This window comes from Streptomyces sp. NPDC089424, from assembly GCF_044749345.1.
In the GTDB taxonomy this organism is placed as follows: domain Bacteria; phylum Actinomycetota; class Actinomycetes; order Streptomycetales; family Streptomycetaceae; genus Streptomyces.
Genome location: NZ_JBIVHU010000002.1, coordinates 916,072 through 941,732, shown reverse-complemented (window position 1 = coordinate 941,732; position 25,661 = coordinate 916,072). Strand labels below are relative to the sequence as shown.

Sequence of the window (25,661 nt, the reverse complement as noted above, 5' to 3'; positions counted from 1 at the left end):
ATTTACTTGAGTTAGGCAACAAATGGTAAAGTGGGGGGCATGCCCACACCGCCGCTCCCCCCGGGCCCCGTGTCCCCCGAGATCGTCGAGATCGAGCGGGCCCTGAATCGCATCACCTACCTCAACACCCGCGCCCGGCAGCACGATCGACTGATGGCGCTGGCCGGAGTCCCGCTGGACCGGGCGGCCGTGGCGCTGTTGCGGCAGGTGGCGGACTCGGAGCCGTTGCGTCCCGGGGAGCTCGCCAACCGGCTCGGCGTGGAGGCCTCGCACGTCACGCGAACCGTGCAGCAGTTGCAGCGCGCCGGGTTCGTCTCCCGTGTCCCCGACCCCGACGACCGGCGCGCCCAGCGCATCGAGCTCACCGACACCGGGCGCGAGGCCATCGAGCGGATCCGCGACGTCGGGGCGCGGGGCATGCAACTGGCCCTGTCCGCCTGGTCGCCGGAGGAACTGCGCCGGCTCGCGACGCTGTTCCACCGGATGGTCGACGACTTCCTCGCCGTGACCGTCGACGACGACTCCGAGCAGCGGCCCCCCGCGGAGGCGGCCACGTCCTGAACCCGGGTCACGCACCGGGTGCCACAACCGCCTTACCGGCGAGTAGGATCTCGCGGCAGGCGACCCGAGGAGGAACCGTGGCCCCGTCCCAGCCGTCGGTCGGCGACAAGATCGAGGACTTCGAGCTGCCCGACGAGACGGGCACGCCCCGTCTGCTGAGCGAACTGCTCGCCGACGGACCCGTCGTGCTGTTCTTCTACCCGGCCGCCCTCACCGCCGGCTGCACCGCGCAGGCCTGCCACTTCCGGGACCTGGCCGCGGAGTTCGCCGCCGCCGGCGGGCGCCCCGTCGGCATCAGCGGGGACCCGGTCGAGCGGCAGGCGGAGTTCGCGGGGCGGCACACGCTGGGCATGCCGCTGCTGTCCGACGTGGACGGCGCGATCCGTGAACGGTTCGGTGTGAAGCGGGGTTTCCAGCTGGCCCCCACCAAGCGGGTCACCTTCGTCGTCGCCGAGGACCGCACGGTCCTCGAGGTCGTCCGCAGCGAACTGCGGATGAACACCCACGCCGACCGGGCCCTCGCCGCCCTGCGCGCGCACCGGAGCGCCGGAGCCACTGACTGACGGAGCCGCATCCGCGATACTGGGGCCATGCGGCTGCGAGGCAGGGCCTGCGTGACCGCCTGCCTGGTGCTGGCGGTCGTGACGGGCTGCACGAACGGCGAGGCCGGCGCTCCCGAGAGATCCGAGCCGGCCGCGACCCGCACCGAGCGCCCCGCCACCTCCGCCTCCCTCTCCCCGGCGCCCGAGCCGCCCGACCCCGTGTCCCTCCCGGCCCTCATCGCCCGCGAGCACACGGGCTCCGGCCTGCGCCTCGGTGCCGTACGGACCCGGAACGCCGCCTACACCCAGTACGCCGTCACCTACGAGGCGAACGGCCTCACCATCTCCGGCCTCATGAACGTGCCCGAGGGGAAGGGTCCCTTCCCGGCGCTGGTGCTCGCGCACGGCTACATCGACCCCGCCGTCTACACCACCGGCCGCGGACTCGCCCGCGAGCAGGACCTGCTCGCCCGCAACGGCTATGTCGTGCTGCACACCGACTACCGCAACCACGCCGGTTCCGACGACGACGCGGACAACGACGTCAACCTCCGCCTCGGCTACACCGAGGACGTCGTGGCCGCCGTAAAGGCCCTGCGCGGCGCCGGCCGCCCGGAGATCGACGGGGACCGGATCGGCCTGCTGGGCCGTTCCATGGGCGGCGGCGTCGTGTACAACACGCTGGTGGTGGCGCCGGGCCTGGTGGACGCCGCCGTCGTGTACGCGCCGGTCAGCTCGCGTCCCGAGGAGAACATCGACCGGTTCCAGCGTCCCGACGGCGACCCGGTGGTCGCCGAGATCGAGGCCGCGCACGGCACTCCCGAGGAGAACCCCGCGTTCTGGCGTGAGGTCTCACCGGTCACCTACGCCGACCGGGTGACCGAGCCGCTCCTCATCCAGCACGGCACCGCCGACGACACCTGCCCCCTGAAGTGGTCCGAGCAGACCGCGGCGGCCTTCGCGGCGGCGGGCAAGGACGTCCGGCTCGTCGAGCAGCCGGGGGAGGGGCACACGTTCTCCGCCCGCTGGCGGTCCTCCATGGACACCACCATGGACTTCTTCGCACGACACCTGCGCTGACGCCGGGCCGGGCAAGACGCCGGTGCCTGGCCGCGGGAATCAGTCCCCCTCGTCGTCCGCGGCGACCTGGGCGAGCGTGCGGCCGCTGCGCACCGAGCGGGCCCGCCGCGGATCCGGAGTGCCCCGGCCCGCCCCCGCGTGCCCGGCCTTCACCAGCAGCCAGGCCTCGGCGTCGCCCTGATCGCCCCGGAACCGGGTGAGGGCGTACTCCCCGTGCAGCTTCGCGCCGTTCAGCCGGAACGTGGCGTGCCCCCGCTCCAGCGACTCCCCGAAATCGACCGGGCGTCCCTTGCGGTCGTGGCTCATCGGCTCGTACGTCCCGCTGTCCCAGACGATCACCGTGCCGCCGCCGTACTCCCCGGCGGGGATGACGCCTTCGAACTCCTCGTACTCCAGCGGATGGTCCTCCGTCGGCACCGCGAGCCGCTTGTCCTTGGGGTCGGCGGACGGCCCCTTCGGCACCGACCAGGACTTCAGCACGTCGTCGACCTGAAGGCGGAAGTCGAAGTGCAGGGTGCTCGCGTCATGGATCTGCACCACGAACCGCGGGGCGTCGCCGGTGGTGGCCGCCCGGCCCTCGGGCTCGGCGGTCCGCCCGAAATGCCGTTTGCCGCGGTAGGTCCGCAGGCGGTCGCCGTCACCCACCCGGCACTCCTTCCGTGCGCGCCAACGGGTACCCCGCGGTGGGCCTCAGAACTCCTCGTGCACCTCGGGGTCACCCCCCGTGCGCCGGGGCTCGCGGTCGGCGATGGCCTGCATCTGGGCGGGCCCCAGCGTGAACCCGAAGACGTCCAGGTTCTGCCGCTGCCGCTCGGCGTCCGCCGACTTGGGGACGGGCAGCGCGCCCAGTTGGGTGTGCCAGCGCAGCACGACCTGACCGGGCGTCACGCCGTACCCCTCGGCGATGGTGACGACGACGGGGTCCTGGAGCAGGTCCGTGCCCCGGCCGAGCGGGGTCCAGCTCTCGGTGACGACGCCCTTCTCGGCGTGGAACGCCCGGGCCTCCTCCTGCGGGAGGTAGGGATGCAGCTCGATCTGGTTCACGGCGGGCAGCACGCCCGTCTCCTTCTCCAGCCGCTCGATGTGCTCGGGAGTGAAGTTGGAGACCCCGATGGAACGCACGAGGCCCTCCTCGCGCAGCTTGATCATGGCCCGCCAGGAGTCGACGTACTTGCCGACCCGGGGGAGCGGCCAGTGGATCAGATACAGGTCCACCTGCTCCACACCCAGCCTGCGGCGGGACTCCTCGAAGGAGGCGAGGGTCTCCTCGTAGCCGTGGTGCCGGCCAGGGAGCTTCGTCGTCACGACGATCTCCTCGCGTGGGACCCGGCTGCGGGCGATCGCGCGGCCCACACCGGTCTCGTTGCGGTAGTTCGTCGCCGTGTCGATGAGGCGATAACCCAGCTCAAGGGCGGTGAGCACCGCCCGCTCGGCGTCCGCGTCGTCCATCGGCCAGGTGCCCAGGCCGATGGCGGGGAGCGTCGTGCCGTCGTTGAGCGTGTGCGCCGGAATGCCGTCCACGGTCCACCCTTCCGCTCTGCTGTGCCGTACCGCCAGTATGGGCGGGCCCGGCCGGGCCCGCCCATACTGGGGCCGCCGCGCGGCCGGAAGCGCTCCGGACGGGCCGGGTGCGGCTCGCCACGGCGGAAGATCGCTGGCACGCTCTGTGACGGAGCCGGCCGGACGACCAACGGAGTGCGCATGACGACGGACAGGGCCATGGCGGACGAGCGGGCGGCGGAGGTGGGGGTGCACCCCGTCGCCGGGCACATCGGAGCCGAGATCACCGGTGTCGACCTCGCCGGTGAGCTGCACGACGCCCAGGTGGCCGCCATCCACGAGGCGGTGCTGCGCTGGAAGGTGGTCTTCTTCCGGGGGCAGCGCCTGGACCACGCCGCGCATGTGGCGTTCGCCCGGCGGTTCGGCGAGCCGGTGGTGCAGGCCCGGCGGGGCAGCGCCTCACCGGCCGGCTTCCCCGAGATCGAGACGACCGCCGACCGGCTGGAGCTCGGCGGCCGGTTCGGCATGGAGCACGACGAGTGGCTCCGGCGCCGTCGGCACACCCTGCTGCGCGGCTGGCACTGCGACCACGGCGCAAGGATCGACCCGCCGGCCGCGACGATCCTGCGCGCCGAGACCGTCCCGCCCTACGGCGGCGACACGACCTGGTCGAACCTTGCGGCGGCGTACGCCGGACTGTCCGCCCCGGTGCGGGAGTTCGTGGACGGGCTGCGCGCCGAGCACCGGCTCGGCGTCGGCTACCAGCCCCGGCCCGGCGACGACGCCTACCTGCGGCACCTGCTGGACCGCCAGGTCGCCTCGGTGCACCCGCTGGTGCGGGTGCACCCCGAGACCGGCGAGCGGGTGCTCTACGTCAACGGCTACTACGTCGAGCAGATCATCGACGTCTCCCGCCCCGAGAGCCGGCTGCTGCTGGAGATGCTCCTGGAACAGGCCGTCCGCCCCGAGTACACGGTGCGCTTCCGCTGGGAGCCGGGCAGCGTGGCCTTCTGGGACAACCGCGCGACCATCCACCTGGCGCCCAGCGACAACGCCCACCTCGACCACCCCCGGATCATGCACCGGGTGATGCTCGCCGGTGACGTCCCCGTCGGCGTGGACGGCAAGCCCTCGGAGCCGGTCACCGGCACCGAGCCGGGACGCTGGTGACTCAGGCGGCGGGCAGCCGGCCCAGCGCCGGGGCCAGTCGCGTCGCCATGTCGGTGAGGATCTGCTCGTAGTCCTCGTGGGCGAAGCTGAACGGCAGCGCGAACGCCACCTCGTCCACCTCCCGGAACGCGGCGTGCGCGAACAGCCGTTCGGCGAGTTCCTCGGACGTGCCGACCAGGTCCGGCGCGAACAGCAGCCGCGCCGGACCCTGCGGGGACGCCGTGCGGGCCAGTCGCCCGGCGGCGTACTCCTCGTACTTGGCGCGCTGCTTGGGCGACGCGGAGTCGGTGGGGATGACGACGAGGCCCTGGGAGACGCGGGCGGCCTCGCCGTCGGGGTGCGCGGCGCGGAAGGCACGGATGTGGGAGAGCTGGATCGCGGCGAAGTCCACCGGCTCGCCCTCGGCGCCTTCGGCCTTGACGACGCTGCTGGTCAGCAGGTTCATGCCGTGCTCGCCGGCCCACCGGGCGGAACGGGTGCTGCCGCCGCCGTACCACATGCGCCGGCCCAGCCCCGGCGCGTGCGGCTGCACCCGGTCGCTGAACACCTCGATGCCCTCGACCCCCTTGAAGCCGGTCGCCGGTACGCCCCGCACGAAGTCGAGCAGCCGCTCCACCCGTCCGTAGCCGAAGTCCTCGGCGTCCGCCGTGTCCGGGTACAGCGCGTCCTTGACCCGGTCGTAGTGCAGCGGCGGGCCGACGCTGATGCCCGGGTTGAGGCGGCCTCCGGACAGGATGTCGACGGTGGCCAGGTCCTCGGCGAGGCGCAGCGGGTTCTCCCAGCCGAGCGGCGTGACCGCGGTGCCCAGTTCGATGCGGCGGGTGCGCTGCGTGGCGGCCGCGAGGACGGCGACGGGTGAGGAGATGCCGTACTGCAGATGGCGGTGGCGCAGCCAGGCGCTGTCGAAGCCGAGCCGTTCCCCCAGCTCGATCAACCGGAGCGTGGACTCGTGCCCCTGGCGCGGGTCCGCCTCGTCGAACAGCCCGATCGTCAGGAAACCCAGCTTGCGCAGTGGTCGTGATGTCGGCGCCACTCGGCCCCTCCGTGGTCCGTCGAACCTTCCCTGTGCCGTCGCAAACAGGACGGCGGCCCGCGGTGTTCCCGCCGGCCCCGGCAGGCGTGGACGTGCGGGGCCCCAGTTCGGGTGCTGCAATGACGGGAGGTGCCACCTCCCGGCCGCGCCGAGGGGGACCGGTGTCCAACTGGTGGCGAGCGGCCGCATTTCGCCGGCCACGCTGCTCAGCTCGCTGGACGCGACGGAGCGGGCGACGTCCTGACCGGCCTCCGGGCCCTGGCGAACCGGCCCTCCAGGACCCCCGCCGGCGCCTCGCCGCACCTTCGTACGGACCGCATGGCAGATGAGACCGCATGGGAGATGAGTGAGCATGCCAGGACTGCTTCGTGGTGGCGCCCGCACCGCCGTGGTCGCGGGTAGCGCCACCGCGGTGTCCCACCGGGTCTCACGGCGGCAGGCGGGCCGGTGGACCGAGCAGGACGCCCACCCGCAGCCGGCCGCGCCGGCCGCACCCGCGTCGCTCGCGTCCGATCCGGGCGCCGACATGACGGGCAGGATCGAGCAACTGAAGCAGCTCGCCGACCTCAAGGCCCAGGGAGTCCTCACCGAAGAGGAGTTCGAAGCTCAGAGGCGCCGGGTCCTTGCCTGAGGCGGAGGGGCGCGGAGTCGCCCGGGAGCGTGCGCGGGAGCCCGGGGCCGCCGCCTCCTCCGGCACCGAGCCGGAGGAGGCGGACCGGCTCCGGGACCTGCTGCGCTCCCCGGCGTACCAGAAGGCCCTCGTCCTCTCGGCGCTCATCGGCGTCCCGGTCTCGTTCGCCGCCTTCTGGTTCCTGGCCGGTCTCCACGCGCTGGAGCGGCTGATGTGGACCGACGTCCCGGCGCGGCTCGGCCAGGGCATCCCTCCGTGGTGGTGGCCGCTGCCGCTGCTGGCGGTCGCGGGGCTCCTCGTCGGGCTGGTCGTCAAGCATCTGCCGGGCGCCGGAGGGCACATCCCCGCCGCCGGCCTGAACGCCAAGGGGACGAAACCCTCAGCCCTGCCCGGGGTGGTCCTCGCGGCGTTCATCGGTCTGCCGCTGGGCGCCACGCTGGGCCCGGAGGCCCCGCTGATCGCGCTGGGCAGCGGCCTCGCCGTGCTGGTCGCCCAACAGGTCCGGACGCTCAACACCGCGGACGGCAAGGCGCTCGTCGGCTCGGCCGGTGCCGCCGCGGCACTGGCGGCGATCTTCGGCAATCCGCTGGTCGCCGCCGTGATGCTGATCGAGATGGCCGGAGTGGGCGCCCCTCAGCTGTTCGTGGTCATCCTGCCGGCGCTCCTGTCCAGCGGCATCGGCGCCATCGTCTTCACCGGGTTCGGCCGCTGGACCGGCCTGTCCACGGGCAACCTGTCGCTGGACGTGGGCGCTCCGGTGCCCCGCCTCGATGCCGGGGACGTGCTCTGGGCGATCGTGCTGTCCGTCGGCATCGCCGTCGCCATGCACACGATCGTGGCGACGGGCCGGCGGGTGGCGCGGTTCGTCGCGGGGCGGCCCGTCACCGGCGCCGTGCTGTGCGCCCTCGCCGCCGGGGTCTGCGCCGCCGTCTACACCCTGACGGCCGACCGGACGCCGGCGGACGTGGCCTCGTCCGGCCAGGGAACGCTCGCCGTGCTGGCCCAGGATCCCCATGCCTGGGGCGCGGGCGCCCTGATCGCCGTACTGCTCTGCAAGGGAGTGGCGTACGCGCTGTGTCTGGGCGGTCTGCGCGGCGGTCCCATCTTCCCCGCGCTGTTCCTCGGGGCGGCCACCGGTGTGCTGCTCGCGCCGCTGCCCGGACTGGGGGTGGTGCCCGGCATGGCGGCGGGCATGGCGGCCGCGGCGGCGGCGACCCTGCGGCTGCCGGTCAGCAGCGTGGTGCTGGTGGCGCTGGTACTGCGCAGCGAGTCGGTGATGCCCGTGGTGATCCTCGCGTCCGTGGTGTCCTTCGTTACGGTCCAGCTGCTGCCGGCCGGACGCCCCCTGCCGTCGCCCGCCGACCCGAAGGGGGCGACGTGACAGCCGCGTCGGCCGTTCCCGCCGTACGGGGCCGCCGTGTGTCGCGCGCTCGGGGAGTCCGCCCGCCCGGCGTGCAGGGCGTTCGCGTGCCACCCGTGCGAGTCGGCGGTCCGGCGCGCAGTTCCGGCGGTCCGGGCCGCGCCTCCGTGTCAGGCCGTCGGTCGCCATGAGCCCGCCTCCCGCGCCGCCCCCGGCCGAGGCGCGACAGCCCCTGTCCGAGGCCGCCTTCCGCGCCCTCTACCGCGAAGTGCGCGCGCTCGCGGCCGAGGGCCTGGACGAAGCGGACCGCCGGCGCGGGGCGCTGAGCCGGATCACACCCGCGTGTGTCGTGGCCGCCGCCCAGGGCGTCCGCCACGGGCGTGCCGTCTCGCTGGCGGCCCCCGTCGAGACCCGCCCCGGCCCGGACGACGCCCGGCCGGCGACCCACCGCATGATCGCACCGGCCGCCGGTGAGCGGCCCCCTTCGGCCGGTCTCGCCTTCGCCCGCGACCGGTTCGCCATGAATGTGCACGGGGACGCGGACAGCCACCTGGACGCGCTGTGCCACGTGATGTTCGACGGCACGCTCTACGGCGGTGTTCCCGCCGGGACCGTGACGCCGCAGGGCGCCGGCGCGCTGACGGTGGACCTGGTGGCCGACGGCATCACCGGCCGCGGCGTCCTGCTGGACGTCCCGCGGCTGCGCGGGGTGCCCTGGCTGGAGCCCGGCGACCAGGTGACCGCCGACGACCTCGTGGCGTGCGAGGCGGCGCAGGGCGTCACGGTCGGCCCGGGCGACCTGCTGTTCGTGCGCGTCGGGCACCGTCTCCGGCGCCGCAGGCTCGGCGCCTGGGACGCCGCCGAGGCCCGGGCCGGTCTGCATCCCGATGCGGCGCGCTTCCTGGCCGAGCGGCGCGTGGCCGTCCTCGGCTCGGACGGCAACAACGACACGGCCCCCAGCGCGGTGGCCGCCATCGGGTTCCCGATGCACGTCCTCGCGGTGCACGCCATGGGGATGCCGCTCCTCGACTACCTGGACCTCGACGAACTGGCGACGCAGTGCGAACGGCTGTCCCGGTGGCACTTCCTGGGCGTGGTGGCTCCGCTGCGGCTGCCGGCGGCAACGGGGTCCCCGGTGAATCCGATCGCCGTCCTTTGAGCGGTCCGCACCCGCCCGCCGCCTCGAAATGCCGCCCGGCCGCAGGGCGCGTACGTTCGAAAAGGGGCCAGAGCCGCAGCGCCCCGGCGGTCGCCGGAGGGCGCGACAGCGAGGAAAGGGGGCCGCCATGGGCGACTTCCCCCACTACGACGTCATCGTCATCGGCAGCGGTGCCGGCGGCGGCACGCTCGCCCACCGGATCGCGCCCTCGGGAAAACGCGTCCTGATCCTCGAACGCGGCGACTACCTGCCGCGCGAACGCGACAACTGGGACTCGACCGCGGTGTTCGTCAAGGGGAAGTACCGCGCCCCGGAGTTCTGGCTCGACCGGCACGGCGACGAGTTCCCGCCCGAGGTCAACTACTACGTCGGCGGGAACACCAAGTTCTACGGCGCGGCCCTGTTCCGGTTGCGGCCCGAGGACTTCGCGGAACTGCGCCACCACGACGGCGTCTCTCCCGCGTGGCCGATCCGCTACGAGGACCTGGAGCCGTACTACACGCAGGCCGAGCACCTCTACCGCGTGCACGGCCGGCACGGCGAGGACCCCTGGGAAGGACAGTGCGGCGCCCAGTACGCCCATCCGCCCGTCGAACACGAGCCGCGTATCCAGCAGTTGAGCGACGACCTGGAGAAGCAGGGACTGCACCCCTTCCACCTGCCGATCGGCGTGGACCTGACCCAGGGCGAGGACGGCCGGGCCACGCACGCCAGCGCCTGCATCCGCTGCAACCGGGTCGACGGCTTCCCCTGCCTGGTGCGGGCCAAGTCGGACGCCCAGGTGATCTGCGTGGAGCCGGCCCTGCTGCACCCCGACGTGGAGATGCTCACCCACGCCCGGGTGACGCGGCTGGAGACCGACCCGAAGGGACGCAACGTCACCGCGGTGGTCGTACGGTTCGAGGGCGAGGAGGAGGCCCGCTTCTCGGCGGACGTCGTGGTCGTCGCCTGCGGCGCCGTCAACTCCGCGGCGCTGCTGCTCGCTTCGGCCAACGAGGCGCACCCGAACGGTCTGGCGAACAGCTCGGACGTGGTCGGCCGGCACTACATGCGGCACAACAACCTCGCCCTGATGGCCGTGTCGAAGGAGCCGAACGACACCCAGTTCCAGAAGACCCTCGCCCTGCACGACTGGTATCTGGGCGCGGACGACTGGGAGTACCCGCTCGGCGGCATCCAGATGCTCGGCAAGTCGGACGCCGAGCAGATCCACGGCGAGGCGCCGCGCTGGGCCGGCGCGGTGGCACCGGACATGCCCTTCGAGGTCCTGGCCCACCACGCCGTCGACTTCTGGCTGTGCGGCGAGGACCTGCCGCTGCCCGGGAACCGGGTCACGCTGGAGGGCGACGGCCGCATCCGGCTCACGCTCGACGAGGACAACAACGTCGCCGGACTGGGGCGCCTGCGCCACAAACTCCAGCACATGCTCGGCCGTCTCGGCATGCACGAGCACCATCTGCTGTCGCACAGCATCTACCTGCACAAGGGCATGCCCATCGGCGCCACCGCCCACCAGGCGGGCACGGTGCGCTTCGGCACCGACCCGGCGAGTTCCGCGCTGGACGTCGACTGCAAGGCGCACGACCTGGACAACCTGTACGTCGTCGACACGAGCTTCTTCCCGAGCATCGGGGCGGTCAACCCGTCCCTCACGGCCATCGCGAACGCCCTGCGGGTGGGCGACCACCTCGTGGAGCGGCTGAGCTGAGCGGCCCCGCCCGCGGGGCGGCCTGCCGGGGTGAAGATCCTGCGCCGGTCGGCGCAACGGGCACGCGCCCGGCGCTGCGCCGCCCGGGCCCGGTGGTTGTGTGCGGCTGAACGTCCGGGCCCGGCCCGGCCGGTCCGGGTTACCAGTCGAGGAGACGGTCATCGTGAGTTCCCCCGAGGGCGCACCCCAGGGCGTGATCCCCGCACAACTGCTCAAGGGCCAGAAGGCCCTGGTCACGGGCGCCAACTCCGGCATCGGCAAGGCCACCGCCGTGGCCCTCGGCCGGGCCGGCGCCGACGTGGTGGTGAACTACGTGGCAGGCCCCGAGGAGGCCGACAAGGTGGTCGAGGAGATCGCCTCCTTCGGCGTGCGGGCGGCCGCCTACCAGGCGGACGTCTCCGACGAGGGCCAGGTGGTCGCCATGACGGACCGGATGGTCGAGGAGTTCGGCACCATCGACATCCTGGTCGCCAACGCCGGCATGCAGCGCGACGCCGCCTTCACGGAGATGACGCTCGCCCAGTGGCAGAAGGTCATCGACGTCAACCTCACCGGGCAGTTCCTGTGCGCGCGTGAGGCGGCCAAGGAGTTCATGCGGCGCGGGGTCGTCCCCGAGGTCTCGCGCGCCGCCGGCAAGATCATCTGCATGAGCTCCGTGCACCAGATCATCCCGTGGGCGGGGCACGTCAACTACGCCGCGTCCAAGGGCGGCGTCCAGATGATGATGGAGACGCTGGCCCAGGAGCTCGCGCCGAAGAAGATCCGGGTCAACGCGATCGCCCCGGGAGCCATCAAGACCCCCATCAACCGCAGCGCCTGGGAGACCCCCGACGCGCAGACGGACCTGTTGAAGCTGATCCCCTACGAGCGCATCGGCGAGCCCGACGACATCGCCCACGTCGCCGTCGGACTCGCCTCCGACCTGATGGACTACGTGGTGGGCACCACCCTCTACGTGGACGGCGGCATGACTCTCTTCCCGGGGTTCGCCACCGGCGGCTGACGCACCTCACCCGCCTCGGCTCCCTCGGCCGGTCCTATGAAGAGAGTCCTATGCACGACACGGTCCAGTTGCTCGCGGACGCGCCCGCGCAACTGCTCCCGGCCAGATCGCTGATGGCCTTCACCCTCGCCTCCCACATCATCCTGGTGCCCCTGGGCGTGGCGCTGCCGCTGATCACGCTCATCATGCACGGCTACGGACTGCGCCGCGGTGACGCGACCGCCCTGCTGCTGGCGCGGCGCTGGTCGGCGGTGATGGCCGTCCAGTTCGCGATCGGCGTCGTCACCGGCACGGTGCTGTCCTTCGAGTTCGGACTGTTGTGGCCGGGCCTGATGGGCAGGTGGGGCGACGTCTTCGGCATCGGGTTCGGGGTCGAGGCATGGGCCTTCTTCCTGGAGGCCGTCCTCATCGCCATCTACCTCTACGGCTGGCGGCGGCTGCCCGCGCGCACCCACTTCCTGCTCGGACTGCCGCTGCCCGCCGCGGCCCTGCTCGGCGCGTTCGGGATCCTGGCCGCCAACTCCTGGATGAACACCCCGCGCGGCTTCACCCTGGACGCCGCGGGCAACCCGACGGACGTGAGGATCTGGAAGGCGATCTTCACGCCGATGTTCGGCCCTCAGTACTGGCACTTCGTCGTGGCCATGCTGCTGACCGCCGGCTATGTCGTGGCCGGGGTCTACGCCACGGGCTGGCTGCGCGGACGCCGGGACCGCTACCACCGGCTCGGGTTCACGATCCCCTTCACGGTCGCCGCCGTGCTGACGCCGGTGCAGTTCGTGCTGGGCGACTCCATCGCGCGCCAGGTCTTCCAGAAGCAGCCGGTGAAGTTCGCCGCCATGGAGATCGTCTGGAAGACCGACACCCGCGTCCCCGAGTACCTTTTCGGCAGGCTGCACCCGGACGGGACCGTCACCGGCGGCATCAAGATCCCGCAACTCGACTCCATCCTGGCCGGGTTCAGCCCGGACACCAAGGTGACCGGACTGACCTCCGTCCCCGCCGACCAGCGGCCGAACCCGACCCAGGCCACGATCGCCCACTGGGCCTTCGACATCATGGTCGGCATCGGCTCCGCCCTGCTGCTGCTCGCCCTCTGGTACGGCCTGGTGTGGCTGCGCCGCCGGCGGCTGCCCGCCTCGCCGTGGTTCTACCGCGCCGCCGCGGTGGCCGGGGTCGCCTGCGTCGTCGCCGTCGAATGCGGCTGGATCACCACGGAGGTGGGCCGCCAGCCCTGGATCGTCTACGAGAACATGCGGGTCGCCGAGGCGGTGACCGCGACCCGGTCCACCGGTCTGTGGATCATGTTCGGCCTCGTCGTCGTGGTGTACGTCTTCATCTTCGCTTCGTTCCTCGCCGTGCTGCTGAAGATGCGCACCTGCTGGCGGCTCGCGGGCGAGGCGGGTGAGCCGGGAGCGACGGCCCGGACACCGGAGACGGACACCCCGTACGGCCCGCGTTCCAGGGTCCCGGCCGGCAGCGCCGCCGGGCCCGGGGGCGAGGGAACCGCCTCGTCACCGGGAGACCAGCCATGATCGCCGGAGTCATCGCCGTCGTCCTGCTGCTCGCGATCGCCGCCTACGCCTGCGCCGGCGGCACCGACTACGGCGCGGGGTTCTGGGACCTGACCGCCGGCGGCGCCGAGCGCGGCAAGCGCCCCCGCTGGCTGATCGACCACGCGATGGCCCCCGTGTGGGAGGTCAACAACGTCTGGCTGATCTTCGTGCTGGTCATCATGTGGACGGGCTTTCCCGTCCTCTTCCAGCAGGTGTTCACCGCGATGTGGCTGCCGCTGGCCCTGGCCGCCGTAGGCACCGTGCTGCGCGGCGCGGGTTTCGCCCTGCGCAAGCCCGCACGGCGGCTGGCAGGCCGTCGTCTGTACGGGGCGATCTTCGCCGTCGCCTCCCTTCTGACGCCGTTCTTCCTCGGCGCCGCGGCCGGGGGAGTGGCCTCGGGGCGGGTGACGGCCGGGACGACGGCGTCGGCGGACGCCTGGTCCAACCCCACCTCCGTACTCTTCGGGCTGCTCGCCGTCGCGACCACGGCCCTGCTCGGAGCGGTCTTCCTGGCCGCGGACGCCCGGCGGTTCGACGCGCCGGACCTGGACGGCTACTTCCGCCGCCGCGCCCTGGGCGCCCTGGCCGTCGTCGCCGTGCTCGCCGTGATCACCCTGGCGGTCACGCATCAGGACGCCCCCTACGTCTGGCGCGGGCTCACGCACGGCGTGGGGCTCTTCTTCGTCGTCGTGGCGGCGCTGGCCACGCTCCTGACCGCCTGGCTGCTGATCCGTCCCTCCGGGGCCTGGTCACGGATCGCGGCGGTCGGCGTGGTCGCGTCGGCCGTCATCGCCTGGGGGATGGCGCAGCGCCCGTACCTCGTCCCGACCTCCCTGACCGTCGCCGACGGCGCGGGCGCGCACACCTCGCTGCGCTGGCTGGGCCTCGTCACCCTCGTCGCGGTGGTGCTCGTCCTGCCCGCGGTCGCCCTGCTGTACTGGCTGGACACCCGTGGGGAGCTGGAGGGCCTCACCGACGCCGACCTGCGGCGCGGTGGTGCCGTTGACGAGGGCTGACCTCGCGCCGGCACCGGGCGGCCCGCGGGAGGTGGCGGCACGGTGACGGAGGACGAGATCCTGCTGGGCCTCGGTCTGACCGTGGCCCTCGCGGTCGGCTCCCAGATCCTCGCGAGCCGGCTGCGGATCCCCGCCCTGATCGTGCTGCTGCCGGCCGGATTCGCCGCCGGGGCACTCACCGACGTCGTCCACCCCGACCGGCTCGTCGGGGACGACTTCTCCGCCCTCGTGTCGCTGTCGGTGGCGCTCATCCTCTACGACGCCGGGCTGGCGCTGGACCTGCGCCGCCTCAGGGGCGCGACACGCGCCGTCGTCCTGCGGCTGCTGCTGTGCGGCACGTTGCTCACGTGGGTGGCCGTCCTCGGGCTCGGGCCGGTCCTGTTCGGCCTGCCGGTGGCGGCGGCCAGCATGATCGGCGTGATCCTCGTGGTGTCCGGGCCCACCGTGGTCGGCCCGCTGCTGGAGCACGTCCGCCCCTCGGACAAGGTCCGGCGCGTGCTGCTGTGGGAGGGGTCCCTCATCGACCCCGTCGGCGGCATCCTCGGCGCCGTGGTCTTCCACTCCCTGCTCGCCGGCGGGCTGCGGCCCGGACACTTCCACGTGGGCGCCTTCCTCGGCGGCATCGCCATCGGGCTCGTGGGGGGAGCGGTGGGCGCCGCGCTGCTCTGGCTCACCCTCCGGCTGCTCCGCCTCGGTGAGACGCTCGGCACGCTCGCCCAACTGGCCACCGTGGTCGTCGTGTCCGCGGCCTGCGACATGGCGTACGACGACACCGGCCTCATCGCCGCGATCGTGACGGGCCTGATCGCCGCGAACCTGCCCGGCTTCGACATGCCCGCCCGCAGGCCGTTCTTCGAGACGCTGGTACAGCTGATCATCGGCCTGCTGTTCGTCTCCATCTCGGCCACGGTGACGCCGCGTTCCCTCACTCCCGTGCTGCTGCCCGCCCTCGTCCTCGTCGCGGTACTCGTCCTGGTCGTGCGGCCCCTGGTCGCCCTGCTGTCCACCGCGAGAACGGACCTCACCACCGGGGAACGTGCCTTCGTCGGGTGGATGGCACCGCGCGGCATCGTCGCCGCCTCCACCGCGACGACCTTCTCCGCCTCGCTGACCGCGGCCGGACTGCGCGGGGCCGAGCAGATCCTCCCCATCACGTTTCTGGTGATCGTCGGCACGGTGGTGCTCTACGCGCTCACCGCCGCCCCGATGGCCGCCCGGATGGGCGTCGTACGGCCCCCGCGTGCCCGGCCGCTGCTGGTGGGCGGCGCTCCCTGGGCCGTCGATCTGGCCCGGTCGCTGCGCGCGGCCGGGGTCGACGTGCTGATGTGGGCGGGGTCCGCCGAGGAGCGGGGCCGGATCAGGGAGGCGGGGATCGAGCTGGCCGCCGGGGAGTTCATGGCCGTGGCCGCCGAACCGGAGGCCCGTCTGGAAGGGGTGACGTCGGTGTACCTCCTCACGGACGACGACGACTTCAACGCGCTCGCCTCGGCCGTCCTGCGCGACGGTGTCGACGGACCGGTCCACCGGGTCGGCCCGCCCCCCGACAGCGAGGGGGTTCTCGCCCCGTACACGGCCGGGGACACCGTCTTCGGAGCGCGGCTCCCACGCCACGTCCTGAGCACGCGTCACCAGCAGGGCGCCGCCTTCCGTGTGCGGTCCGCGGCGGAGCCGCCCCCGCCGGGTGACGAGCCCCTCTTCCTCGTCACCCGGGACGGCCGGCTGGAGCCCGTGACCGACGCCCTGCCGGCCGGCGCGGGGGAGGGCGACTCGGTGGTGTCCCTGGGGCCCACGCCCGCCCGGGCCGTCTGACCGCCGGCTACCTCCGGCACAAAATCCCGTTCAGGGTGATCGCCGCGTCGATCAGGGCGAGGTGGGTGAACGCCTGCGGGAAGTTGCCCAGCTGACGGCCCGTCGGGTCGATCTCCTCCGAGTAGAGGCCCAGGTGGTTGGCGTATCCGAGCATCTTCTCGAACACCAGGCGAGCCTGCTCGGTCCGCCCCGCGCGGGCCAGCGCGTCGACGTACATGAAGGTGCACAGCGAGAAGGTCCCCTCCGAGCCGCGCAGGCCGTCGGGCGAGGCCTCGGGGTTGTAGCGGTAGACCAGGCTGTCGCTCACCAGTTCGTTCTCCATGGCGTCGAGGGTCGACGTCCACAGCGGGTCCTCCGGGGTGATGAACCCGACCGTCGCCATGCGCAGCAGCGAGGAGTCGAGCACCTCGCTGCCGTAGTGCTGGACGAAGGCCTGACGCTCCTCGCTCCACCCCTTGGCCATGACCTGCCCGTAGATCTCGTCCCGGGTGCTGCTCCAGCGTGCGGCCGAGGAGGGACGGCCGGTCGCCTCCGCCAGCCGCAGGGCGCGGTCGAAGGCCACCCACGACATCACCCGGCCGTAGGTGAAGTCCTGCCGGCCGCCGCGGGTCTCCCACAGGCCCTCCTCGCCCCGGTCCCAGTTGTCGGCCAGCCAGTCGAGCTTGGTCAGCAGCTCGTTCCAGCCGCGGTGCCCGACCTGGAGCCCGTGCCGGTGCGCGAAGTAGATGCTGTCCAGCGCCTCGCCGTAGATGTCCAGCTGGAGCTGGGTGGCGGCGCCGTTGCCGATCCGCACCGGCGCGGAACCCGCGTACCCCTCCCAGTGGTCGAGGGTCTCCTCGTCCAGGTCGGAGGAGCCGTCCACCTTGTACATGATGTTCATCGGACCGGTGTCGCTGCCCCGCTCGGCCCGTTCCGTGACCCGGTTGCCGATCCACTGGATGAACGCCCGTGCCTCCTCGGTGAAGCCGAGCCCCAGCAGGGCGTACACCGAGAACGAGGCGTCGCGGATCCAGGTGAACCGGTAGTCCCAGTTGCGCTCGCCCCCCAGTTGCTCGGGGAGCGCCGCCGTGGGGGCGGCCACCAGCGCGCCGCTGGGGGCGTACGTCATCAGCTTGAGCGTGATCGCGGAACGCTCCACCGCCTCCCGCCAGCGCCCCGAGTACTGCGACTGCCGCAGCCAGGAGCGCCAGTAGTGGACGGTGTCGTCGTGCAGTCGCTGGTACTCGGCGAGGGTGATCTGGCGGGGCGGCCCGGCGGCGGCCGACTCCAGGACCAGCCCGCGCTGTTGGCCGGCCTGCAGGGTCAGGGTGAAGTGCAGGTCGTTCTCCCGGTCCACGAGGACGTCCAGCAGCCGATCGTCCTCCGGCTCGCGGACCGGGTGCACGGTGAGCCGCGAGCCGTCCTCCGCGGCGAACACCGCTCCCTGCTCGGTCAGGTGCAGCCGGTGGGGCGTGCGCCCGTAGTCGAAGCGCGGGGCGATGCCGACCTCGAACGTCATGGAGCCGCGCACACAGCGGACCATGCGTACCAGGCGGTGGCTGTCCGTGGCCGTCGTGCCCGTCACGGGCATGAAGTCGATGACCTCGCCGGCGCCGGCCTCGGTCATGAACCGGGTGATGAGGATCGCGGTGTCGGGGAAGTACAACTGCCGCGTCGCGTAAGTCGTGTGCCGGGGCCGTACGGTGCACTCGCCGCCCTTGTCCTTGTCCAGGAGGGCGCCGAAGACGCTGGGCGAGTCGAAGCGCGGGACGCAGAACCAGTCGACGGTGCCGTGCGTCGTCACGAGCGCCGCGGTCTGGAGGTCGCCGATCAGCCCGTGGTCCTCGATCAGTGGGTAGTCGTCCATCGGGGCGGCCCCTTCCGGTGTGCGATTCACCCGAACGCGCCCCCCGGATCAGGTTAAGCCGCAGGCCCTGGTTCGGCCTGTCGGACCGGGGCGCTACCGCGGTGGGCGCTCCGCCGCCGCCCGTCGCGTCGCGCGGTGCCACAGCCGGCGTTGCACGCGCAGGGTGAGGATGCCGACCGCCACGAGGACGAGCACGTTGAGCAGCAGCTGGATCAGCGAGCCCGCCGCCTGGCGCCAGGCCGTGAAGGCGAGCGACACGGCGATGTCCGAGGCGGCGGGGATCGTCGTCACCGAGATGAAGACACCGAGCAGCGCGCTGCCGCGGGCCTCGGTGAGGGAGACGATCCCCACGACGCCGGCCAGGAACGCCACGGCGACGGAGAAGAAGTTCGGCGTGCCGATGAGGTGGGAGACCGGCCGCAGTCCCAGCTCGAACGCCTCGGACTGCAGTCCGGCGCCCCGGGACAGCGCGGCGAATCCCAGCGTGACCGCGATGGCGAGCAGGAAGCCGACCGTTAGCGCGCGCGTGCCCTCCCGGATCCTGCGGCGGTCACGGCGGTCGAGACCGAGGGCGACGCCGGTGATCGCGTTGTACTCGGGGCCGACCACCATGGCCGCCACGATGAGGATCTGCGAGTTCGTCATGATGCCGACCGCTCCGATGAGGCCGGCGATGACCAGGAACAGGTAGAAGGACGGCGCGTACGTCGCCTCGGCCCGGATGCGCGCCTCGACGGCGGCCCACAACGGGGTGCGGACCAGTACCCGGGGCTGCGCGGCCTCGATGGCTTCCGCCTCCCGCGAGAACATGAGGTCGACGCCGTCGACGGCGATCGACCCGGCACGGTCGACACCCAGTGCGCGCAGGTCGCCCAGCACCTCGTTCGCGGCCCCCTGCACCACGTCGCACTCCAGGGCGTCGCGGTCCGGCGGACGGCCCGCGGCCACGACCACGAGGTTGAGCACCTGGCGGTGCGCGTCGAGCAGGTCGACGACCGGCCGGGTGAGCGTGCTCGGCATGACCACGCGGAAGTGGACCAGGTCCATCCGAACGCCTCCCGGGGGTCAGGGTGTGCCGCGGACGGCGGGCCCCTGGGGGTCAGGGCCGTCGGTACGGCGGGCCGCCCTCGGACCCGTCGCCCGGGGCGACGCCCGCAGGGCCGCCGCCAGGACGTGTCCCGGGCTGCCGGAGGCGTCCACGGTCGCGCCCGGCTCGTCCGCCTGGAGCGGGTCCAGCAGGGCGAACTGGGAGTCGAGCAGCCGCGGGGGCATGAAGTGGCCCGTGCGGTGCGCGATACGCTCCGCGGCCACCGCGCGGTCCAGGGCCAGGTACAGGAACCACACGTCCGCGCCGGTACGCCGAAACCCGTCCCGGTACTCCCGCCTGAGCGCCGAACAGGTGACGACGCCCCCGCGTCCACTGGCCCCGGCCGACCGGACCCACTCGGTGAGCGCCGCCGGCCAGGGCCGGCGGTCGGCGTCGTCGAGGGCGTGTCCGGACGCCATCTTGGCCCGGCTCGCCGCGGAGTGGAGGTCGTCGCCCTCAAGGAACGGCACGTCGAGCCGCTGCGCGAGACGCGTGCCCACGGTCGACTTCCCGGAGGCCGACACCCCCATGACGATCACCACCCGCGCTCCCTGGACCATGCCGGCCGACCAGCCTTCCGAGACGACACCGGAACGTCCTTCGGTCTCCGTCCACTGTCGCCCGGGACGCCCGCCCGCGCAGCGCGCGCCGCGCGTCCGCGTCCCCGCAACGGCCGTCCCCACCGGGCGCATCCGGCGGTGGCGGCGGATAGTGGTGCCGGGACGACGTTCCAGCCGGCTCCTCGCCACGCACAGGAGGTTCGATGGCCGCCAGACGGTCGCTGACCGCGCTCACCGGGGTCGTGGCGCTCGGCCTCGTGGTGACAGCCTGCGAGGATCACGCGCTCGGCACGATCGAGGTGCGCACCGAGCGCGAGACGGTCGAGATCCTCTCGGACCCCCCGGTCGAAGGGTGCAACCGCTTCCGTGAAGGGGTGGTGCACGTCAACAATCAAACGCTCAACGACATCATCCTGTACACCACACCCGACTGCACCGAGCCGCGTGGCGGGCAGAGCGTCTACCTGCCCACCGAGACGTCGGACGAGGCGGTCCGCGCCACGGGCCTGTGGCGCAGCTTCACCGTCGTGCACTGAGGGCCGCGTCGCACGGCGAAGGCCGGGACCCGAGGGCCCCGGCCCGGCACCGCGAGGTCGCGTCAGCTGAACGGATCCAGCGTCAGCTGCGCCTGCTGCGGGTTGCCGTCGTGCACCAGGGACTCGTGGTGGCCGACGTCGTCGAAGGCGAAGGCGTACGCCTTTCCGTCGGCCATCCGCTCATGGATGGCCCGGGCGTAGTGATTGGTCACCGCGTCCTTGTAGAAGTTCGCCGACGAGGTGTCCGGCTGGTTCGGATTGGTCAGCAGCGTCGAGCGGTTGAAGCCCGCGCACAGGGTGCGCGAGATGGGGCCGCGCACCTGGTCGTTGGGGGCGTCGAGCAGTCGGTGACAGCCGAAGACGCTGCTCGCGTCGGGCTTTTGGAAACTGGTGACGACCGCGCCGGAACCGTTGGTGAAGTTCATGACGCCGCCGGAGACCCGGCCGAAGTACTTCGTGTTCGGCTGGTCGGTGAACGGGGTGACGGTGAGCGTCGTCGTGGCGTACCGCTGCCATACCCGGTCGATGTAGTCGTTCATGACCGACGCCGGCAGGGCCCCGGTCTCCACCCCGTACAGCGGTGACAGCGCCCGCAGGACCGTGCCGTCGGGACGGGTCTGGATCAGTCCGCCCCAGCCGCCTCCCTGGGCCCGCAGGGCGTTGAACACCCCGGTGTAGCCACCGGACTTGAGCTTGCCGGTGCTCGCCACGCTGCCGTCGGCGCGCTGCACCCCGACCGAGTACGGCGCCGAGAACATGTCGACCTGTGTGCTGTTGAGCCACAGACCGGCGTCGTTGAGGGTGTACTCCGACCAGTTGAAGAGGATGTTGCGGTTCGGGTCGCTGGGGTTTTGCACCGCGGGCTGGACGAGGCCGCCGGTGGTGAGCCGGAAGTCGAGTTTCTGGCCGTAGGAGAAGTAGATCCGGCCGGAGAGCTTGGGGATCCGGATCGTCTTGGACTGCCCGGCGGCCGGGCCGGGGATCGACGCGTCCGGTGCCGGGGTCGGCGGGTTGCCGCCGGCCGGCCAGGCGTGGAAGGTGCCGTTCGCGTCGGCCCAGCCCTGCTGACCTGTCGTCAGCGAGGTGCCGAGGGTGTAGATGTGGACCGGGTCGCCCCGGCCGGAGCTGTTGGTGATCTTCAGGGGGATCGTGGCGGGCACCGCGGCGTCCGCGGGCGGTGCGGCGCCGAACGTGATCAGGGCGCCGAGCAGGGTGGACGCCGCGGCTGCCGTGAGGAGCCGGTGTGTGAGGCGTGCGAGCACTCTCCACCTCCGTGCGGGTGTGGGGGGAGTTGGTCCGTACCTGTTTTTGAGAGCGCTCTCAGATTTGCGCCAGGGCGCGAGCATGTCAATGACTTCGGCAACAGAAAGGCGGCGCCCGTGTGTTGCGGGCGCCGCCGGGGAGGGGCGGTACGGGGTCGGCTGTCAGAAGGTGCGGTCGAGAAGGTCCAGCAGTGCGGCCCAGTGCCGCTGGTCGGCCTGAGCCTGGTACGAGCCCGTGTCGGCCTGCGTGAAACCGTGCGGCGCGTCCGGGTAGACCTCGCAGCGGTGCCGTACGCCCGCCGCCGTCAGCGCCTCCTCCAGGCGCCTGACCTGCTCCGGAGGCAGCGACGGGTCGTGGTCGGCGTGGCCGAAGTACAGCTCCGCGGTGATCCGGTCGGCCAGCAGGTGGGGGCTGTCCGGGTCGTCGGTCGCCAGCTGGCCGCCGTGGAAGCCGGCCGCCGCCGCGACCCGCTCCGGATGGCTGCCGGCGGTCAGCAGCGACAGCCGCGCGCCGAAGCAGTAGCCGGTCACCGCGACCGGACCGTCCGCCGACTCGGGGAGCTCCGCCAGCCGGCGCAGGTACGCCCCGGCGTCACGCATCGCGACCTCGGGCGTCAGGGCCTGCAGCATCGGCAGGATGTGCTGGAACAACCCGCCGCGCGACGCGTCGTCGATGAAGTCGGGCAACGCGACGACGGGGGCGCGCCCGTGGCGGTGGAAGAGGTTCGGCACCAGGACCGTGTAGCCGGCCCCGGCCAGCCGGTCGGCCATCGACCTCAGCTGCGGCCGCAGGCCGAAGGCGTCCATGTAGAACAGGACCGCCGGGTACCGGCCGCCGTCAGCGGGACGGGTCAGATAGGCGTCGGCGATGCCGTCCTCGGTGGGGATGTCGATGTCCGTTCCCTGTACGGCTGTCATGGCGGTGCTGCCTCTCTGCGCGGTCCGGCGACGAGGGGCCCGCCGGCTCGGCGGGCCCGACGGCGGTCATGGTGGCACGCGCAGGTAAGAGCCCCGTCGGCCGACCCGCCGGGCTCCGCCGTTCGCCCGGGCTACTCGAACCGGGTGGTGTCACCCGCCCCGCGCCGCACGATCTCGGCCTCGCCCTCCGAGAAGTCGATCACCGTCGTCGGCTCGGTCCCGCAGTCCCCGGAGTCGACGACCCCGTCGAGGACGTGGTCGAGCCGGTCCTTGATCTCCCAGCCCTGCGTCATCGGCTCCTCCTCGTCCGGCAGGAGCAGCGTGCTGGAGAGCAGGGGCTCGCCCAGCTCGGCGAGCAGCGCCTGGGTGACGACGTGGTCGGGGATGCGCACGCCCACCGTTTTCTTCTTGGGGTGCTGCAGCATGCGCGGCACCTCCTTCGTCGCGGGCAGGATGAACGTGTAACTGCCCGGCGTGGAGGCCTTGACCGCCCGGAACACGTCCTTGTCGACCCGCACGAACTGGCCGAGCTGCGCGAAGTCCTGGCACATCAGGGTGAAGTGGTGCCGGTCGTCGAGCCGCCGGATGGACCGGATCCGGTCCGTGCCGTCCTTGCTGCCCAGCCGGCAGCCGAGCGCGTAGCAGGAGTCGGTGGGGTATGCGATGAGCGCCCCCGACCGGACACTGTCGGCGATCTGGGTGATGGTGCGCGGCTGGGGGTTGTCGGGGTGCACGTCGTAGTACTTCGCCATCTGCCGAGCTTATGCCGCGCGGCCGCGCGCGGACGAACGGGCCGGGCGGTGAGGCGGTCATCCGGTGCCGTCGGGGCCGGTGCCGTCGGGGAGCGGTGTCGCGCCTGGGCACCGGCTCCGTCCTCGGCACGGCGAGCGATGCCCGTTCCCCGCCCGTTTCCCCGCCAGTCCGCCCCGCCGTCACGCGAAGGTCGCGGCGCCGTCCCGTTCACCTTGAGGTAAGGTCCCCGACCTATGTGCCCGTTGCGGGCGCGAAGCGAGGTGAAGGGGCAGGGAGAGGACGTGGCCGGGCGAGAGGGCGAGGGCCGTCGCGCGGAGTCGGCGGAGGGCGCGGACGTGACGTGGGCGCAGGAGCTGCTCGACCATCTCCGGCCGTCCGGGCGCGACGTGGCCAAGGTGGTCGCCTGGCTCTCCGGCGCCGCGCGGGCGGACGTGGCGCTCCAGGACGACGCCGGCACCCTCCTCGCCGGCACCCGCATCCCCCTCGACGAGGGCCTGGCCGCCGACATCACCACCGGCCGGATCGCCTCCGCCGCGCTCCAGGACCACGCACGTCACCTCCGGCTGGTCAGGGTCGACCTCCCGTCCCCCGCCGGGGCGGGCGTCCTGGCCGTCGCCCGGTCCGCCCCCTTCGACCGGCGCACCGCGGACATCGTCACCCACACCGCCGGGGTCCTCGAACTCCTGCTGCGGGCCCGGGAGACCGCGGCCGCCGGACACCGCCTGCGGCGTGCCACCTCGGACCTGCGGCTGGCGATCCTGCAACTGCTGATGGTCGAGGACACCGTCTCCGCGCGCCGGGTCGCCGCCGGGCTCTGGCCCGGGCTCCTCGACACCGACACGGCCTGCGTCTACGTCGCCGAGAGCCGCACCGAGGACCGTGACCGGCTCGCCGAGGAGTGCGTCAGCGCCACCGCGGAGCAGGCCCTCGTCGTGCGGTGCCCGGCCATCGACGCGCACGTGATCGTCGTGACGCCGGGCGACGCGGCCGGCGCCGAGCTGCGGGAGCTGGTCACCGACCGCCCCGGCACCTTTCTCGGCGGCAGCGCCCGGCAGAGCCTCGCCCGGACCGCCACCGCGTACGGACAGGCCGTCAGCGCCCTCGCCGTCGCCCACTTCCGCCCGGACCGGGCGGCGGTGTACGCCGAGCGCACGCACCCCGAGCGGCTCATGGACCCGGCGGCGCTGCGCGACTGGGCGGCGCGAGTGCTGCGTCCGCTCGACGCGCTGCCGCACCACACCCGCGCCGAACTCCTCGCCACCACCCGGCTGGGGCTGGAGTTCACGGCCGTCAACGCGGCCGCGGTGCTCGGCGTCAGCCGCAACACCGTGCGCGCCCGGATGGAGCGCGCCGAGGGACTGCTGGGCACCGATCTGTCGGACCTCACCGTCCGGGCCACCGTCCACCTGGCCCTCAACACCCAGGCCTGCCAGGCCCAGCTGCCGGACGGCGACGGCGGCGCGGACACCCGCCTTGCCGATCTGCTGGCGGGCCGCGCCCTGCGCACCTGGGCCGGCGAGCTGCTGTGCCGGTTGGACTCCGACACCCGCAACCCGCGTCGTACGCTGCGCACCTGGATCGCGGCAGGCGGCAACGCCGAACGCGCCGCGCATCTTCTCGGCGTCCACGCGCAGACCGTGCGCGAGCACGTGCGCAGCGCCGAGCCCGTCCTCGAACGGCAACTTCTGGCCGGAGGCAGCGATCTCTACGAGGTGGTGCTGGCCCATCTGGCGCTCGGTGACCTGGACCAGCCCGTCCTGCACGGGGCGAATTCGGGCCATCCGGACGCACCTGTGCACGGTTGAGTCCTCGCCGTCCCGGAACGGGCATGGACGCGATTCACAAGGGGCCGACCGTGCACGTAGGTTCGAGGCGGGCCGCAGGGGCACGACCGGAACGGGGGACCGGTCGGGCCCCGGGCGGTGCCCCGCCTCGGCTCCGCAGCCGTACCGGCACTCCCGCCGGCCGAACGCCAGGAACGAAGGCACCCGCCCGCAAGCGCGCGAACCTCAGGTGCCGCACATCGGCGCCAGCACCGCGAGGCTGCTGTTCGCCTGACGCAGGGCCAGTTCCAGTGTCGTCGGCGAGTGCAGCGCGCCCGTGCCGTCGGGCGGGATCAGCCACTCCAGGCACCGGGTGGACCGGTAGGGCGGCGGGGCCGCCAGCCACGCGCCGCGGCCGGCGGTGCGCAGTCCGGCGCCGATCCATTTGCTGTCCGGGTCCGGGGGCAGGAAGAAGCCGACCCGGTGGGCGGCGATGTCCACCAGTGTCGGGCCCGGCATCGGCAGCGTCGGCCGCCACAGCAGATCGAGCGTGAGCAGGCCCAGCTGGTCGGGAACGCTCAGCACGTCCCAGAAGCGCCCGGCCTCCAGCAGGGCGACGCCCTCGCCCCGGTCCCAGTCCCGCTTGCACGCCCTGGGATCGGGTGCGGCGGCGGCGAGCCACTCCACCGCGCGCGTCCAGCCGAGCTCGCTCATGTTCCGCTCCGGGTGCTGTCCGTCCGGTCCCGACGGGGCCGATCTGGCATATGCATGCTGGTAGATATTTCTATCCGGCGGAAGGGGTGGCGCG

At 72.9% G+C, this 25,661-nt stretch carries 24 protein-coding genes; 14 read left to right on the top strand and 10 right to left on the bottom strand.

Going from position 1 to position 25,661, the window contains the following annotated elements; all coding sequences use genetic code 11:
• Positions 1–39 precede the first annotated feature (39 nt).
• The 3 genes from ACIP2X_RS11800 (at position 40) to ACIP2X_RS11790 (ending at position 2,183) form a co-directional block, all read left to right on the top strand.
• A complete protein-coding gene (locus tag ACIP2X_RS11800) occupies positions 40–561 on the top strand; it encodes a MarR family winged helix-turn-helix transcriptional regulator (RefSeq protein ID WP_401670768.1) in 522 nt (173 codons plus the stop codon).
• Positions 562–638: 77 nt separating this feature from the next.
• Complete coding sequence (locus tag ACIP2X_RS11795) at positions 639–1,124, top strand: peroxiredoxin (protein ID WP_401670765.1); 486 nt, start codon at positions 639–641, stop codon at positions 1,122–1,124.
• A gap of 27 nt (positions 1,125–1,151) precedes the next feature.
• Positions 1,152–2,183 carry an alpha/beta hydrolase family protein gene (locus tag ACIP2X_RS11790; protein WP_401670763.1) on the top strand — a complete coding sequence of 344 codons (1,032 nt, stop codon included), beginning with the start codon at positions 1,152–1,154 and terminating at the stop codon, positions 2,181–2,183.
• 39 nt (positions 2,184–2,222) lie between these two features.
• Here ACIP2X_RS11790 and ACIP2X_RS11785 read toward each other — a convergent pair whose 3' ends face one another.
• On the bottom strand, positions 2,223–2,828 hold the full coding sequence (locus ACIP2X_RS11785) for a DNA polymerase ligase N-terminal domain-containing protein (protein ID WP_401670761.1): 606 nt from the start codon (positions 2,826–2,828) through the stop codon (positions 2,223–2,225).
• A 45-nt stretch (positions 2,829–2,873) separates the two neighbouring features.
• Complete coding sequence (locus ACIP2X_RS11780) at positions 2,874–3,704, bottom strand: aldo/keto reductase (RefSeq protein WP_401670758.1); 831 nt, start codon at positions 3,702–3,704, stop codon at positions 2,874–2,876.
• Between the two features lie 180 nt (positions 3,705–3,884).
• Here ACIP2X_RS11780 and ACIP2X_RS11775 point away from each other — a divergent pair, with 180 nt between their 5' ends.
• Complete coding sequence (locus ACIP2X_RS11775; RefSeq protein WP_401670755.1) at positions 3,885–4,853, top strand: TauD/TfdA dioxygenase family protein; 969 nt, start codon at positions 3,885–3,887, stop codon at positions 4,851–4,853.
• Between the two features lies 1 nt (position 4,854).
• Here ACIP2X_RS11775 and ACIP2X_RS11770 read toward each other — a convergent pair whose 3' ends face one another.
• The gene (locus tag ACIP2X_RS11770; protein WP_401670753.1) at positions 4,855–5,886 is read right to left on the bottom strand and encodes an LLM class flavin-dependent oxidoreductase; all 1,032 of its coding nucleotides are present in this window, start codon (positions 5,884–5,886) and stop codon (positions 4,855–4,857) included.
• Between the two features lie 352 nt (positions 5,887–6,238).
• Here ACIP2X_RS11770 and ACIP2X_RS11765 point away from each other — a divergent pair, with 352 nt between their 5' ends.
• The 8 genes from ACIP2X_RS11765 (at position 6,239) to ACIP2X_RS11730 (ending at position 16,128) form a co-directional block, all read left to right on the top strand.
• Complete coding sequence (locus tag ACIP2X_RS11765; protein WP_401670751.1) at positions 6,239–6,517, top strand: SHOCT domain-containing protein; 279 nt, start codon at positions 6,239–6,241, stop codon at positions 6,515–6,517.
• Entirely contained in the window at positions 6,510–7,898 is a 1,389-nt protein-coding gene (locus ACIP2X_RS11760; protein ID WP_401670748.1) for a chloride channel protein, read from the top strand. The genes ACIP2X_RS11765 and ACIP2X_RS11760 overlap by 8 nt, the downstream gene beginning before the upstream one ends.
• Positions 7,899–8,064: 166 nt before the next feature.
• Entirely contained in the window at positions 8,065–9,036 is a 972-nt protein-coding gene (locus tag ACIP2X_RS11755; protein ID WP_401670745.1) for a cyclase family protein, read from the top strand.
• 127 nt (positions 9,037–9,163) lie between these two features.
• Positions 9,164–10,744, top strand: a complete 1,581-nt coding sequence (locus tag ACIP2X_RS11750; protein WP_401670743.1) for a GMC oxidoreductase — start codon at positions 9,164–9,166, stop codon at positions 10,742–10,744.
• A gap of 163 nt (positions 10,745–10,907) precedes the next feature.
• The gene (locus ACIP2X_RS11745) at positions 10,908–11,747 is read left to right on the top strand and encodes an SDR family oxidoreductase (RefSeq protein ID WP_401670740.1); all 840 of its coding nucleotides are present in this window, start codon (positions 10,908–10,910) and stop codon (positions 11,745–11,747) included.
• Between the two features lie 50 nt (positions 11,748–11,797).
• Complete coding sequence (locus ACIP2X_RS11740; protein ID WP_401670738.1) at positions 11,798–13,282, top strand: cytochrome ubiquinol oxidase subunit I; 1,485 nt, start codon at positions 11,798–11,800, stop codon at positions 13,280–13,282.
• On the top strand, positions 13,279–14,319 hold the full coding sequence (locus ACIP2X_RS11735) for a cytochrome d ubiquinol oxidase subunit II (RefSeq protein ID WP_401670736.1): 1,041 nt from the start codon (positions 13,279–13,281) through the stop codon (positions 14,317–14,319). Before ACIP2X_RS11740 ends, ACIP2X_RS11735 begins: the two co-directional genes overlap by 4 nt.
• Positions 14,320–14,361: 42 nt before the next feature.
• Complete coding sequence (locus tag ACIP2X_RS11730; RefSeq protein ID WP_401670734.1) at positions 14,362–16,128, top strand: cation:proton antiporter; 1,767 nt, start codon at positions 14,362–14,364, stop codon at positions 16,126–16,128.
• 7 nt (positions 16,129–16,135) lie between these two features.
• Here ACIP2X_RS11730 and ACIP2X_RS11725 read toward each other — a convergent pair whose 3' ends face one another.
• The 3 genes from ACIP2X_RS11725 to ACIP2X_RS11715 form a co-directional block, all read right to left on the bottom strand.
• Positions 16,136–17,974 (bottom strand): glycoside hydrolase family 15 protein, encoded by a 1,839-nt coding sequence (locus ACIP2X_RS11725; RefSeq protein ID WP_401670732.1) that lies wholly within the window; start codon positions 17,972–17,974, stop codon positions 16,136–16,138.
• 93 nt (positions 17,975–18,067) lie between these two features.
• Positions 18,068–19,021: a DUF389 domain-containing protein gene (locus ACIP2X_RS11720; RefSeq protein ID WP_401670730.1), complete on the bottom strand. Its 954-nt coding sequence runs from the start codon at positions 19,019–19,021 to the stop codon at positions 18,068–18,070.
• A gap of 18 nt (positions 19,022–19,039) precedes the next feature.
• Positions 19,040–19,621 carry a gluconokinase gene (locus tag ACIP2X_RS11715; protein ID WP_401670727.1) on the bottom strand — a complete coding sequence of 194 codons (582 nt, stop codon included), beginning with the start codon at positions 19,619–19,621 and terminating at the stop codon, positions 19,040–19,042.
• A gap of 203 nt (positions 19,622–19,824) precedes the next feature.
• Between ACIP2X_RS11715 and ACIP2X_RS11710 the strand changes: the two genes are divergently transcribed.
• The gene (locus ACIP2X_RS11710; RefSeq protein WP_401670724.1) at positions 19,825–20,157 is read left to right on the top strand and encodes a hypothetical protein; all 333 of its coding nucleotides are present in this window, start codon (positions 19,825–19,827) and stop codon (positions 20,155–20,157) included.
• A 62-nt stretch (positions 20,158–20,219) separates the two neighbouring features.
• Here ACIP2X_RS11710 and ACIP2X_RS11705 read toward each other — a convergent pair whose 3' ends face one another.
• The 3 genes from ACIP2X_RS11705 to ACIP2X_RS11695 all read right to left on the bottom strand — a co-directional run bounded on the left by ACIP2X_RS11705 (position 20,220) and on the right by ACIP2X_RS11695 (position 23,089).
• Positions 20,220–21,419: a glycoside hydrolase family 64 protein gene (locus ACIP2X_RS11705; RefSeq protein ID WP_401670722.1), complete on the bottom strand. Its 1,200-nt coding sequence runs from the start codon at positions 21,417–21,419 to the stop codon at positions 20,220–20,222.
• Between the two features lie 162 nt (positions 21,420–21,581).
• A complete protein-coding gene (locus tag ACIP2X_RS11700) occupies positions 21,582–22,337 on the bottom strand; it encodes a dienelactone hydrolase family protein (RefSeq protein ID WP_401670720.1) in 756 nt (251 codons plus the stop codon).
• Between the two features lie 131 nt (positions 22,338–22,468).
• A complete protein-coding gene (locus tag ACIP2X_RS11695; RefSeq protein ID WP_401670718.1) occupies positions 22,469–23,089 on the bottom strand; it encodes an L-threonylcarbamoyladenylate synthase in 621 nt (206 codons plus the stop codon).
• Between the two features lie 282 nt (positions 23,090–23,371).
• On the opposite strand from ACIP2X_RS11695, the gene ACIP2X_RS11690 reads away from it, so the two are divergent.
• Complete coding sequence (locus ACIP2X_RS11690) at positions 23,372–24,895, top strand: helix-turn-helix domain-containing protein (RefSeq protein WP_401670715.1); 1,524 nt, start codon at positions 23,372–23,374, stop codon at positions 24,893–24,895.
• A gap of 204 nt (positions 24,896–25,099) precedes the next feature.
• Here the strand turns inward: ACIP2X_RS11690 and ACIP2X_RS11685 are convergent, their stop codons facing one another.
• Positions 25,100–25,567 (bottom strand): hypothetical protein, encoded by a 468-nt coding sequence (locus ACIP2X_RS11685; protein WP_401670712.1) that lies wholly within the window; start codon positions 25,565–25,567, stop codon positions 25,100–25,102.
• Positions 25,568–25,661 lie beyond the last annotated feature (94 nt).